This window comes from Bacillus taeanensis, assembly GCF_003318295.1.
Taxonomy (GTDB): Bacteria; Bacillota; Bacilli; order Bacillales; family UBA6769; genus Maribacillus; species Maribacillus taeanensis.
This window is the reverse complement of sequence record NZ_QOCW01000003.1, coordinates 50,065-62,744: the sequence shown is the minus strand read 5'-3', so window position 1 is coordinate 62,744 and position 12,680 is coordinate 50,065. Positions and strand designations below refer to the sequence as shown.

The window sequence follows — 12,680 nt, the reverse complement described above, 5'->3', positions numbered from 1 at the left end:
ATGTTAGCTGTTCATTTTGGAGCAGGCAACATTGGACGCGGCTTTATTGGCAGCTTGTTAAGTCAATCTGGTTATGACGTTTATTTTGTTGATATTAACAGTGAGTTAATTGATGCGTTAAATGAGAAAAAAGCTTATCGCGTTGTGCTTGCCGATGAATCAAAAGAAGAACTTTATATTGAAGGCGTGCAGGGAATTAACAGTCAAACGAATCCTGAAAAAGTGGTAGAAATGATTGCAAAAGCAGATCTTGTCACAACAGCGGTTGGTCCAAACGTTTTAAAATTCATTGCGGATCTTATTGCAGGAGGTTTACGTAAACGTGCCAATGAAACAGAGAAGCCGTTAAATGTAATCGCATGTGAAAACGCGATTGGTGGCAGTACGATGCTGAAGAACAGTGTTTATGAAAAGCTATCTGATGAGGAAAAGCCGGCATTTGATAAACAGTTCGGTTTCCCGGATTCAGCCGTTGACCGCATTGTCCCTGATCAAAAAAATGAAGACAAATTGATGGTTTCGGTTGAACCGTTTTATGAGTGGGTTGTTGATGAGTCAAAGATTATCGGTGAAAAGCCGCCAGTTGAAGGTGTAACATACGTAAAGGACTTAACACCTTACATTGAACGCAAACTTTTCACTGTAAACACCGGTCATGCGGTAACCGCTTATGTAGGCTATCAATTTGGTGTGAAAACCATTAAAGAAGCAATGGATACTTCTGAAATTCGTGAAAGTGTGGAACGAGCGCTTCATGAAACGGGTGCACTGCTCGTTGCAAAATACGACTTTAACTTACAGGAACATACAGCTTATATAAACAAAATTTTAAAACGCTTTGAAAATCCTTATATTTCAGATGAAGTCACACGCGTTGGCCGTGCGCCAATTCGTAAGCTTGGGAAGAATGATCGCTTAGCCGGTCCGGCTGTACAAATTGTTGAGATGTTAAAAGAAGAGCCAACATACCTTGCTCTTGCGATAGCAGCAGCGCTTCTTTATAATTATGAAGGTGACCCTGAAGCTGTTGAAGTACAGGAAACGATTGCAGCACAAGATGTCATTGGAGCGCTTAAAAAGTACAGCGGTTTAACGGAAGATCATCCGCTTACAGCGCTTATTGTAAAGCAGTATGAAACCTTAAAAAATAAAGTACAAGCGTAAAGGAAACGAAGGGATTGACTCAAAAACATAGAGTCAGTCACTTACATAATGAAGGGGGAAAACGATTATGGCACAAAAAACATTTTATATTACAGCTGATGCTGGTATTCACGCACGTCCGGCAACACAGCTTGTTAATCAAGCAAGTCAATTTGCATCAGATATTACACTTCAGTACAAAGAAAAGTCTGTTAACTTAAAGTCAATTATGGGTGTAATGTCATTAGGAATTCCGAGTGATGCTGAAATTACAATTGCGGCAGAAGGATCTGACGCTGAAGAAGCACTTCAGGCACTTGAAGATGTAATCAAGAAAGAAGAGCTTGGGAAGTAAAAAACATCACAAGTTATAATAGAAATACAATCGAATGAGCTTGTGAAGAGTTACTTTCGACATCGAACTGCTCAAACCGCTCCCTTTACTAAAGGAGAAGGTTTGAGTTTTTTTATTTAGTGTAAAAACTAGGAATAAAACTGGATATTTCTCTAGGTATGTTTCTATTTTCAAAGATTAAACTAAACATATGAACTTAAAGGTGGAGGAATTTTATGAATGAGTTTTTTATTCCAGCATATGAAGGACGTCCATTTCAATTATTTTCAACAGCTCATGTTTTTACACTAGTTACGGTTATTATACTTTTTCTATTGATGTTTTTATTTAGACAACATCTGAAGAATCAGCTCCCTAATAGATTGTTTCGTTATTCTTTAGCCCTTCTTTTAATCCTCTCTGAAATTAGTCTTCATAGTTGGCTGCTTTATGCAGAAACGTGGCAAATCACATCCGCTTTACCGCTTCATCTCAGCAGTATTTCGCTTATTCTTTCAACGATTATGCTTGTTTCAAAAAGTTATTTTTTGTTTGAGCTGATGTATTTTGCTGGACTTGGAAGTGCGCTGCAGGCGATGCTCACTCCAGATTTAGGCATGTATTCTTTTCCTCATTTTCGTTATGTCCATTTTTATATTTCGCATGGGGGGATTGCTGCTGCTTGTGTGTTTATGGTAGTTGTGGAAGAGATGAAACCAACGTTAAAATCGCTTTGGAAAACCTTTTTCTTGTTAAATGCTTATATAATTATCGTGTTTGGTATCAATTTATTATTAGATGGAAATTATCTTTATATTATGGAAAAGCCCAGTACAGGTTCGATCTTAGATTATCTTGGTCCCTGGCCGTGGTATATTGTGCCGTTAGAGGTGGTGACACTTCTTACATTTTTAATTTTATATAGTCCGTTTGCGCTTTATAGCTATTTTCAAACTAAAAGCACTTAAATTAACAAGGGAAATATATTTTTTTGCTCCTGACATTCTCCTGACACATTTCCTCTTTAATATAAGACTTGTAAGAAGGACAACCAAAAAACATTAAAATCCTTAAGGAGGAATTTTACATGAAAATGAATAAAAAGGTACTAACATTTGCATTAGCAGGAGCGATTTCACTTGGAGCATTAGGCGGCGGACTAGTAACATTCGCAGCGGAATCTGAAGAGGGAACAACAGAAAAACCATCTTACAGCAATTTTGAACAGCATATTTATGATCATGCCAAAGAATTTGGAATTGAAACAGACGGTAAAGATGTAAGAGAGATTGCAGAAGAAGTAAGAGAAGCGAAAGTGTTACAAGAAGCAGAAGAACTAGGAATTGATACAACTGATAAAGATGTGAGCGATCTTCAGGAAGAAATTATGGAAACGAAAATTAAAAATGCTGCAGATGAGCTCGGGATTGAAACAGAAGGTAAGGATTTACAAGATCTTGCAGAAGAAGTAAGAGAAGCGAAGGTAATTCAAGCGGCTGAAGAACTAGGCATTGAAACAGCGGATAAAGAGATAAGAGACCTGCAAAGAGAAGTAATGGAAACAAAAGTTCAAAAAGAAGCGGCAGAGCTTGGAATTGATACAACAGATAAAGATCTTCGTGAGTTAAGTAAAGAAGTAAAGGAAGCAAAGATATTTAATGCTGCTGAACAGTTAGGAATTGATACAACAGATAAAACAGCAAAAGAATTAATGGAAGAAATCCGTACAAATTATGCGGATGAAGCAGAAGAGCTGGGTTTATTCCCAAATAAAGATGAAGGATTTGGTTTTGGAGGCAAAGGCTTTGGGCATGACAGAGGACATGGACACGGCGGTAAAGGGTTTGGCGGACCTGGCGGCAAGCATGATGGAGATTTTGATTCAGGCAGTGAAGGCGAACAGGTAGAACAAGAAGAAACAGTAACAGATACAGCATTATAATTGAAATGAAAATCCTCGGTTATGAACTGAGGATTTTTGTTGTTGTATAATTGGAAAGAGAGGGGGGCGTATAGTTTGAAGAAAATTTTAATTGTAGAGGATGAAATGGCGATTGCCCGTGTACTTGGTGCATACCTTAAAAAAGCAGATTTTTTAGTTGAGCACGCGTATAACGGCAGCGAAGCAGTTGGAAAATTTGAAATCGTTCAGCCGGCTCTTGTTTTGTTAGATGTGATGCTTCCGGATCGTGATGGATGGAGCATTTTAAAATATATTCGTGAAAAAAGCTCTTGTCCCGTTATTATGCTGACTGCGCTTGGTGACGTCAATCACAAATTAATAGGATTAAACGAAGGCGCAGATGATTATATGACAAAACCATTTGTTGGAGCGGAAGTGGTCGCAAGAGTAAATGCCGTACTGCGCCGTTCGATCGGAGTGATTGATAACAAAGAAGTGAAACATTACGGAAGTTTAAAGCTTGATCTAAAATCACATTCAGCTTTTTTAAATGGAATTGAACTTAATATCACACCGAGAGATTTAGCGCTGCTTTTATTTTTAGGTCAGAATCCTAATCAAACATTTACGAGAGAGCAGCTTATTGAACATGTATGGGGAATGGACTATGATGGCAGTGATCGCGCAGTTGATTTAGCAATTAAACGGCTTCGTAAATCTCTTTATAACTGGTCGGAAACAGAAGGGGAAATTAAAACATTAAGAGGATTGGGGTATAAGTTCTGTGCGTATTAATGAGAAACAACGAGTACCTCTCTTGCGCTATTGGACGCGCCGCTATGTGTTAACGCTTTGTATTGGTTTAGCGATTATTGCGATTTTATCAGTGCTCTGGATTCGGCAAACAACACTCGAAAATCGGCTTGATTTAACGCGTTTTTTTGCGGCAGAAGTGGCAGATCGCATTGTCAATGAACAGGGCGGGATGCAGTATCGCGAGACACTTCCGCGAATTATTAAAGAACGGGAGCGTTTTTTGCTTTCAAGTGAGCATTCAATTATTCAAATTTTGGATAGAAGCGGCACAATTGTTTTTCAAAAACCAGCGTTTGAGATGTCTGGAAAGAATGAGCTTGTTCCAATAGTTCCGAGTAATAATGAAGAAACGGTTCAAAAGGTAAAGCTCGGAAACAGAGAAACTCTTTATGTTGTATTATCTCCGATTGAATATAATGATGAAGTAATTGGCTGGGTATCTATAGCGCAGAGCAAAAAGGACTTAACTAAAGTAAACTATGAATACGGCTTATTAACGGTTTTGCTGCTAAGTTTAGCGCTGCTCGGCTGGGGTGTTATTTATTTATTTTCTAAAAAGCTTGCCGGACCGATTCAAGATGTTGCAGCAGCCGCAAAGCAAATTCGCGAAGGAAACTATGAAGTTGATTTAGCAGAGGATATAGCAGAAAAGGAAATTTATGAACTTGTTGATTCTTTTAAAGAAATGGCGGGAAGACTTCAACAGCTTGAAGGACTGAGAACAGAATTATTAGCGGGTGTTACTCATGAGTTAAAAACGCCGGTTGCCTCTATTAGCGGTTTAATTCAAGCGGTGAAAGAAGGAATTGTAACAGAGGAAGAAGCAGAAGAATTTTTAGAGATTTCGTTAAAAGAAGCAGAACGTCTGCAGAAGATGGTTGCAGATTTACTTGATTTTAACTCATTTGCTTCAGGGGCAGTTGAAGTAAATGTTGAAAAATTGAATATGAATCAGCTTGTGGCAGAAATTACGCATCAATGGAAACTTGTTCATGAGGAATCCTCATTTCAAGTAAACAGTACTGTTCCTGAAAGTACCTTTACTGCATATGGGGATGCAATGCGCATTCAGCAAATTATGATTAACTTATTAAACAACAGTAAGCATGCTGTTAAAGAGAATGGAGAAATTGAAGTACAATTATATGAGTTGGATGAGCAGTTTATAGGAATTGATGTAAGGGATAATGGGATAGGAATTCCAAAAGTCGAGCAGAATCTTATCTTTGAACGTTTTTATCGCGGCGAGGACAAAAAACATTGTGTCCGTGGACTAGGATTAGGTCTTCCGTATAGTAAAATGTTAGCAAAAGCTCAAAGTGGAGATTTATATTTAAAGCAAAGTTCAAGCAGCGGAACAATCTTTACATTGCTGATTCCAAAACATAAGTAACAGAAAAACACTTCTACGAATGAAGTGTTTTTTATTTTTAGTAAGAAGCATATTAGAAGGTTTCCCTGCATAAAAGTAGGTTTATCTATTTAGGGATTCGGGAAACGTATCTTAAATATAAGCATTCTTTCAATCTATTTAGCAGTAAATTTAATTTTAAGGGGGAAATAGAATGACAAATGTTCCAACATCAACGGTGAGGGAACGTTCTAATGCGCTTCAATCTGAGTTTATGCATATTCGCAAGTTTACAGAGTATCTTGTTGAACCTTTAACAATTGAAGATTTTGTTATCCAAGCTATCCCAGATGTCAGTCCTCCAAAATGGCATCTTGCACATACAACATGGTTTTTTGAACGATTTATTTTAATGTCTTATTCTTCTACATACAAAGAGTTTAATTCATTGTTTGATCATTTATTTAATTCCTATTATGTAACGATCGGTAATCCATTCCCGCGCCATCAACGCGGATTGTTATCGCGTCCGACTGTAAAAGAAGTAATGGAGTATCGTTGTTATGTTGAAGAAAATCTTATGGATTTGCTTGAACATGCAGATGAAGAACTTCTTAATAAAATTGAATCACTCATTGAGCTTGGGCTGCAGCATGAACAGCAGCATCAAGAGCTTCTTCTTACAGATATGAAATATAATTTTTCAATCAATCCATCTTCCCCTGTTTACCGCGAGAAAAAAGAAAGTAAGGATGAAAGTTGTCCACCATTGAAATGGCATCAATTTGAAGAAGGACTCGTTGAAATTGGACATGAAGAAAAAGGATTTTCATTCGATAATGAACGCCCTCGTCATAAAGTGTGGATTGAGCGTTATATGTTGGCATCGCGTCCAGTAACAAATGGTGAGTTTATTGAATTTATGGAAGATGGCGGCTATCACTCTCCACAATATTGGCTGTCAGAAGGGTTTGCAGCAGTTAAAGAACAAAACTGGGAGGCGCCGCTTTACTGGAAAAAAATTGATGGTAAATGGTATTACTACACACTTTCTGGCTTGAGGGAAGTTAATAAAGCTGAACCAGTTTGTCATGTAAGCTATTTTGAAGCTGATGCATATGCAAGATGGGCAGGAAAACGTCTTCCGACAGAATCGGAGTGGGAGCATGCTTTAAGCTTACGAGAATTAAAAGGGAATTTTGCGGAATCTGGTTTCTTTCATCCACATGCACAATATGATGAAAGGAAATTCAAAAAAACATATGGTGATGTATGGGAATGGACAATGAGTCCATACAGTCCATATCCAGGAAATAAGCCGCTTGCAGGAGCTCTTGGCGAGTACAATGCCAAATTTATGTGTAATCAGCTCGTTTTAAAAGGCGGTTCGTGTGCAACTCCATCTTCCCATATTCGCCCTACATATCGAAATTTTTTCCATCCTGATAAACGTTGGCAATTTACAGGATTTCGCTTGGCAGGTGATGTAAAGTGAAGGCACAGCACGCAGCGGTACAGCTAATTGATCACTATCCAGAAGCCTCTAATTTTATGGAAGAAGTGTTAAAAGGGCTAAATAAAAAGCAAAAGCAGCTTAGTCCAAAGTTTTTATATGATCAGCGCGGTTCAGAGCTGTTTGAAAAAATCACAACACTGCCTGAGTATTATGTAACGAGAACTGAAATTTCAATTTTAAAGCAGTATGCTCTTGAAATGGCTGATGTTGTTGGTGAAGAAGCAGTACTTGTTGAATACGGCAGTGGAAGCAGTACAAAAATTAAGCTTTTACTAGATCATCTTCCCAACTTATCAGCGTATATGCCAATTGATATTTCAAAGGAATTTTTGAAGCAATCAGCAGAAGCGCTTGCTAGGGAATATCATGCCCTTAAAATTATTGCGATTTGTGCAGATTATACGAGTGCATTCAATCTTCCGGAAATAGGCTCACACTCAAAGAAGGTTGCCTTTTTTCCTGGTTCTACAATTGGTAACTTTGATCCCCTCTATGCACAAAAGTTTTTACGGAAAATCGCAAAAATGCTCCAAACAGGAGATGGTCTTCTTATTGGTGTTGATTTAAAGAAAGATCGTCAAACTCTTCATGATGCTTACAATGATAAACAAGGTATTACAGCTGCATTTAACTTAAACATGCTTACACGTATAAATAATGAGCTTGGAGCTAATTTTGAGTTTAATCAATTCCAACATAAGGCCTTTTATAATGAAGAATTTGGGCGGATTGAAATGCATATTCAAAGTCTAGTTGATCAAGAGGTTGCAATCGGTGAAAATTCGTTTTCATTTAAAAGAAACGAAACGATTCATACGGAGAATTCTTATAAATATACAATTCATGAGTTTCAAACAATGGCAAAAGAAAGCGGATTTAAGCCTGTTGAAGTATGGACAGATCAAAATGAGTGGTTTAGTGTTCATTATTTAACGGTAAATGGCTAGTAAAAATGATTAATAAAGGAGTGAGAGAGTGAGTTTAAAAGCAGTTGTTTTAAATTGTTCATTAAAATCAGGAGATGAACAGTCAAACACGAGAGCATTAATAGATGAAGCAGTAAAAATTTTTGACGAAAAAGATGTTGATACAGAAATCATTCGACTATCAGATTATCAAATTGCGTATGGAATTACTGATAATGCAGGTAATGGGGATGACTGGCCGCAAGTTTTTGAAAAAATAAAAGCAGCGGACATTTTAATTATTGGTACACCAGTCTGGCTGGGGGAAAAAAGCAGCATTGCCACGCTTGCAATTGAACGTCTATACGGCGGGGCTGGTTTAACAAATGAAAAAGGACAGTATATTTATTACAATAAAGTTGGTGGTGTTGTAGTGACTGGAAATGAAGACGGTGCAAAAGAAGCTGCACGCTCTATTTTATACGGACTCTCACATATTGGTTTTACAATCCCGCCAAACGTTGATACGTATTGGGTAGGGGAAGCCGGACCGGGTCCTTCTTTCATTGAAGCAGAAGGAACGAAAAATGACTTTACAATACAGCATATTAAAATGATGTCACATAACCTCGTTCACTTTGCAAATATGTTAAAGCAGCAACCAATTCCTGCTGAAGGGAATGTTGTACGTTAATAAAAAGCCTGCCAAATCACTGGCAGGCTTTTTGTTTTGGAGTGAAAATTTTTTAAAAGAAATTTGGAATTGAAAAATAAACAAAGTAATGAAGTGTTAACAGACACATTTATGTACCAGTCTGCGATATTTTATATCATACTGAAAAATTAGTTTCAATTATTTATTCATACATGTTAGTATCATTAAGTAGTTAAATAGAAATAACAGAAAGAGGGATTAGAGAGTAATCAGGAGGAGCAAATTAATGAAGAAAAAGAAGCAAATTAATGAAATTTATATTACAAGAGCGTTGGCCATTTTGGGAGTGCTCATCGTCCATTCCACATCAACATCAATTGGAGAGCTGGACACAGGGTCTTCTGTCTATGGCATTTATAACTTTACAAATATCTTTTTTAAATTTGGCACACCTACCTTTATATTTCTAAGCAGCTTTGTTTTATTTTATAATTATTATCATAAAAACATCACAAAGGATTTACTAATTAAATTTTATAAAAATAGGTTGTTATATATATTAATTCCTTATTTTATATTTTCACTGGGCTACTATTGGTTTCTCTATCAACCTTATTTTCCTTATATGACGACAGAGGAAATTATTGAAAATTTTATAAGTAAACTCCTTATGGGAAAAGCAGCATATCATTTATATTTTGTGTTTATAAGTATACAGCTTTATTTATTATTTCCCTTTTTATTGCTTTTATTTAAGAAAGTAAAGGGATTAGGAAGACATGCTGTATGGATTGGGTTTGTTATTCAATGGGGGTTTGTCTTATTAAATCGTGAATATTTTCATATTACTTTAAAAGGAAGTATTTCCCTTTCTTATATGGCTTATTATTTTCTAGGTATTTTCGTTGGAATTTATTATAATCAAATCATTGAATTTTTCAATTTTAAAAAGAAACGCCTTTTTTCTAAAGCAGGCCTCGCAGCAGCTGCTATTTGGGGCCTTTGGATTATCTCTGCATCTTCTTACGTATACTTGTGGTATTGGACAAGAGTAACAGGAAATTGGGCAGATTCTCTTTTATATGAATTAACGTGGAATATGCATACGTATTTATCAGCAATTATTCTGATGCAAGTTTCGTATATTATTTTTGCTAAGTTTCCAACATGGATGACAAACCGTCTTATTCATTTAGGTGTTGTTTCATTTGGAATCTATTTAATTCATGTTTTTCTGCTTGATTTTTTCAGAGCCTGGCTGCCACAAACGGGTAATCCGATTTTCTATCACTTTAAAATACTAGCACTCTTTTTATTGGTACTCTTCTTTTCATGGATGATTGTTGGTATTGCTGTTCGTTCTTCAAAGTATGCATGGATTTTATTTGGTGCAACACCAAAAAATATGCCTTATAAGCAAAAAGAGAAACAAGCTGAAAGTAATATTCATCTAGAGGGTAAAAAGAGTTATACAATAGGAAGATAAAAATATAAAAAAAATTAAGAATGGAACATGTGTAGTTTCCCTTAATGCTATAAAACAAGATATATTCATTTGATTAATTATTGTATACATGAAAGACAAGCATCGATCAAACAGTTAGGTTATATTTGATCGATGCTTGTCTTTTTTAGATTCATGGATAAAAAAACGTTTTTAATTACAGTGAAAAAGGGAAAAGAACTAAAGCATCTTATTCCGAACAGCCCCTTTGTAAAAATACAAGGCGCCAATTATTATACAATTGTGTTAACAAAATATAAGGAGCGGGTCGTACAAGCAGAACGTTTTTTAGAGGCTGAAGATGTGTGGTTAAACTGACGAAGAAGGAGCGGGTATGATGGGAAAAGTTGAATTGAAGGCTGTTGAGCTTCCAAATGGTGAAAAGATTGGGTATCGCGAGAGAGAGGGAGGAGAAGAAGTTGTGTTACTTATTCACGGTAACATGACTTCCTCAAAACATTGGGATCTTGTGTTAGAACATATGAATGAAAAATATAAGTTGTATGCTGTAGATCTAAGAGGCTTTGGAACTTCTTCCTATAATGAACCAATTAATTCAATTAAAGATTTTTCTGAAGATATTAAACAGTTTGTTGATGGATTGGGGCTTGAACAGTTTTCTATTCTTGGTTGGTCAACAGGAGGTGCGGTAGGCATGCAGTTTGCCGCTAATTATCCGCAATATATGAATAAGCTCCTTTTGCTAGCTCCGGCATCAACAAGGGGATATCCAATGGCTAATTTATCAACAATTCCTCCAACTCGTTATGAAACAAAACAAGAAATTGAAGGGGATTTAACTCGTACAATTCCGATTACAGCAGCTTATAAAATGAAAAATACAGAATTTTTAAGAAGTATATGGGATGCGCTTATTTATACTGACAATAAGCCGGAAGAAAAACGGTATGAAGAATATTTAGAAGACATGATCACACAGCGAAATTTAGCGGATGTGTATCATGCTTTAAATACATTTAACATAAGTAAACATCATAATGGGGTTACAGAAGGAACAGGAGAAGCAGCAAATATTGAAGCCCCTGTTTATGTGCTTTGGGGAGAAAACGATAAAGTAATTAGTAAAGAAATGATTGATGAAGTAATAGAGGATTTGGGCGATAAAGCAGCGCTTATTATTTTAAAAGGATGCGGACATTCTCCACCAATTGATGATTTAGGGCAATTATTAACGGCAGTTGAAAGTGTGCTTAAAGAGTAAAGCTTCTTGATTTCAAGAAGCTTTACTCTTAATTTTTTTTTTCTAGTGCTTTCTTTATTTCATTTTGTTTGTTAAAATTTTTTGCAATGTATTTAATTTTTAATGGAAAAAATATTAAAGATGCTTTATGATGTTCTACGGAAAGTATTCGATGAACCTCCCCTCCCTACCGCTTTGCGCTTGAGGAAGGGGACTTCTGGCTGAATTTCGTTAAATTAAAAATAAAATCATGAACATTATTTATTTAATTGAGTTGAAATACGAAATATATAAATAAAATGCGGCAAGCACTATAAAGAAAGGTGGCTTTTGTATGACTAGCTCCGATAAACTGCACGAAGCAGAGGCAAAGATTGCTGAAGCAAAAGATATTGTAACAAACTCAATTTCTGAAACGTTAGATCATTACGGTATTGCTCCTTCCATCGGGCGTCTTTACGGTACGCTATATTTTGAAGACAAAGCTTTAACACTTGATGAAATGAAGGAAGAACTTGGCATGAGTAAACCGAGTATGAGTACAGGAGTTAGAAAGCTTCAAGATATTAAAATGGTTCATAAAGTATGGCAAAGAGGAACAAGAAAAGATTTATATAAAGCAGAAAAAAACTTTTTTAAATCATTTATACAATTTTTTTGCATTAGATGGGAACGAGAAGTAGAAGAAAATTTTGAAGCAATTGAGCACTCTGAAAAACAGCTGTTAGAAGTGATAAATGATGAAGAGCTGCCGCAGCACATAAGAGAAGAAGCTGAAAAGTGCTATCAACAAATTCATGAATCACGAGCTTATTACCAGTGGCTTGATAAACTTGTTGAAAGCTTTCGTTCTGGAGAAATCTTTTCCTATATTCCAATGGAAAAAGAAGAAAAGTAACCTTAAAAAGTCTCGCCAAATAAGGTTGGGGCTTTTTGGTTAATTTTTAAAAGGTAGCAAAATTCACGAAAAGGGAAATGAAGCGTTGTTTAGAAATAAAAATAATTTCTTCCACTTTTTAAGAATAAAAATGATAATTATTATCAATAATATAGATGAAAAAAGGCAGCTTCCCTTAAAGCTGCCTTTTGAAACAAGCTACATACCAGCTGGATCAAATGTTTTACAATCCGTTTCTTTCTGATCTGAGGCTTGCTTTCCAGAATGACTGATAACATAAATTTGCTCAGCACTGCATTGATTTCCTTGTGCCCAATATTTACAGTTGTTTACTTCACATAATACGTCTTTTGCCATGTTATTTACACCTCCCTCTCTTGTGTTATGGTGACCTTTTGGGGAGGGTTTCATACTTGTTTTTGCATTTGTAAAAAATTTATAGCAGGTGTATGTG

Annotated in this window: 14 protein-coding genes; 13 read left to right on the top strand and 1 reads right to left on the bottom strand. The window is 36.1% G+C overall.

What is annotated here, in order from left to right; translation table 11 throughout:
* The 13 genes from DS031_RS04330 to cudC all read left to right on the top strand — a co-directional run bounded on the left by DS031_RS04330 (position 1) and on the right by cudC (position 12,226).
* Entirely contained in the window at positions 1–1,164 is a 1,164-nt protein-coding gene (locus DS031_RS04330; protein WP_113804709.1) for a mannitol-1-phosphate 5-dehydrogenase, read from the top strand.
* 67 nt (positions 1,165–1,231) lie between these two features.
* Positions 1,232–1,498: a phosphocarrier protein HPr gene (locus DS031_RS04325; protein WP_113804708.1), complete on the top strand. Its 267-nt coding sequence runs from the start codon at positions 1,232–1,234 to the stop codon at positions 1,496–1,498.
* A gap of 215 nt (positions 1,499–1,713) precedes the next feature.
* The gene (locus DS031_RS04320) at positions 1,714–2,445 is read left to right on the top strand and encodes a YwaF family protein (RefSeq protein WP_113804707.1); all 732 of its coding nucleotides are present in this window, start codon (positions 1,714–1,716) and stop codon (positions 2,443–2,445) included.
* Between the two features lie 119 nt (positions 2,446–2,564).
* Positions 2,565–3,419 carry a hypothetical protein gene (locus DS031_RS04315; RefSeq protein WP_113804706.1) on the top strand — a complete coding sequence of 285 codons (855 nt, stop codon included), beginning with the start codon at positions 2,565–2,567 and terminating at the stop codon, positions 3,417–3,419.
* A gap of 75 nt (positions 3,420–3,494) precedes the next feature.
* Complete coding sequence (locus DS031_RS04310) at positions 3,495–4,175, top strand: response regulator transcription factor (RefSeq protein WP_113804705.1); 681 nt, start codon at positions 3,495–3,497, stop codon at positions 4,173–4,175.
* Positions 4,165–5,589, top strand: a complete 1,425-nt coding sequence (locus DS031_RS04305; protein ID WP_113804704.1) for an ATP-binding protein — start codon at positions 4,165–4,167, stop codon at positions 5,587–5,589. The genes DS031_RS04310 and DS031_RS04305 overlap by 11 nt, the downstream gene beginning before the upstream one ends.
* Positions 5,590–5,761: 172 nt before the next feature.
* Positions 5,762–7,042, top strand: coding sequence for an ergothioneine biosynthesis protein EgtB (gene egtB, locus DS031_RS04300; RefSeq protein WP_113804703.1), 1,281 nt, complete (start codon positions 5,762–5,764; stop codon positions 7,040–7,042).
* The gene (gene egtD / locus DS031_RS04295) at positions 7,039–8,010 is read left to right on the top strand and encodes an L-histidine N(alpha)-methyltransferase (RefSeq protein ID WP_245947199.1); all 972 of its coding nucleotides are present in this window, start codon (positions 7,039–7,041) and stop codon (positions 8,008–8,010) included. Before egtB ends, egtD begins: the two co-directional genes overlap by 4 nt.
* Before the next feature lie 28 nt (positions 8,011–8,038).
* Complete coding sequence (locus DS031_RS04290) at positions 8,039–8,662, top strand: flavodoxin family protein (RefSeq protein WP_113804702.1); 624 nt, start codon at positions 8,039–8,041, stop codon at positions 8,660–8,662.
* Positions 8,663–8,909: 247 nt separating this feature from the next.
* The gene (locus DS031_RS04285; protein ID WP_113804701.1) at positions 8,910–10,109 is read left to right on the top strand and encodes an acyltransferase; all 1,200 of its coding nucleotides are present in this window, start codon (positions 8,910–8,912) and stop codon (positions 10,107–10,109) included.
* A 132-nt stretch (positions 10,110–10,241) separates the two neighbouring features.
* Positions 10,242–10,445: a hypothetical protein gene (locus DS031_RS23500; protein ID WP_113804700.1), complete on the top strand. Its 204-nt coding sequence runs from the start codon at positions 10,242–10,244 to the stop codon at positions 10,443–10,445.
* 19 nt (positions 10,446–10,464) lie between these two features.
* Positions 10,465–11,349 (top strand): intracellular short-chain-length polyhydroxyalkanoate depolymerase, encoded by an 885-nt coding sequence (gene phaZ / locus DS031_RS04275; RefSeq protein WP_113804699.1) that lies wholly within the window; start codon positions 10,465–10,467, stop codon positions 11,347–11,349.
* Between the two features lie 313 nt (positions 11,350–11,662).
* The gene (gene cudC / locus DS031_RS04270; protein ID WP_113804698.1) at positions 11,663–12,226 is read left to right on the top strand and encodes a choline uptake/conversion transcriptional regulator CudC; all 564 of its coding nucleotides are present in this window, start codon (positions 11,663–11,665) and stop codon (positions 12,224–12,226) included.
* Positions 12,227–12,424: 198 nt separating this feature from the next.
* On the opposite strand, the gene DS031_RS04265 is transcribed toward cudC, so the two are convergent.
* Complete coding sequence (locus DS031_RS04265) at positions 12,425–12,583, bottom strand: DUF1540 domain-containing protein (protein WP_113804697.1); 159 nt, start codon at positions 12,581–12,583, stop codon at positions 12,425–12,427.
* Positions 12,584–12,680: the final 97 nt, after the last annotated feature.

Coding starts and splice junctions, on each gene's coding strand:
- DS031_RS04330 (WP_113804709.1), top strand. CDS start 1: ATGTTAGCTGTTCATTTTGGAGCAGGCAACATTGGACGCGGCTTTATT.
- DS031_RS04325 (WP_113804708.1), top strand. CDS start 1,232: ATGGCACAAAAAACATTTTATATTACAGCTGATGCTGGTATTCACGCA.
- DS031_RS04320 (WP_113804707.1), top strand. CDS start 1,714: ATGAATGAGTTTTTTATTCCAGCATATGAAGGACGTCCATTTCAATTA.
- DS031_RS04315 (WP_113804706.1), top strand. CDS start 2,565: ATGAAAATGAATAAAAAGGTACTAACATTTGCATTAGCAGGAGCGATT.
- egtB (WP_113804703.1), top strand. CDS start 5,762: ATGACAAATGTTCCAACATCAACGGTGAGGGAACGTTCTAATGCGCTT.
- DS031_RS04285 (WP_113804701.1), top strand. CDS start 8,910: ATGAAGAAAAAGAAGCAAATTAATGAAATTTATATTACAAGAGCGTTG.
- DS031_RS23500 (WP_113804700.1), top strand. CDS start 10,242: ATGCTTGTCTTTTTTAGATTCATGGATAAAAAAACGTTTTTAATTACA.
- phaZ (WP_113804699.1), top strand. CDS start 10,465: ATGGGAAAAGTTGAATTGAAGGCTGTTGAGCTTCCAAATGGTGAAAAG.
- cudC (WP_113804698.1), top strand. CDS start 11,663: ATGACTAGCTCCGATAAACTGCACGAAGCAGAGGCAAAGATTGCTGAA.
- DS031_RS04265 (WP_113804697.1), bottom strand. CDS start 12,583: ATGGCAAAAGACGTATTATGTGAAGTAAACAACTGTAAATATTGGGCA.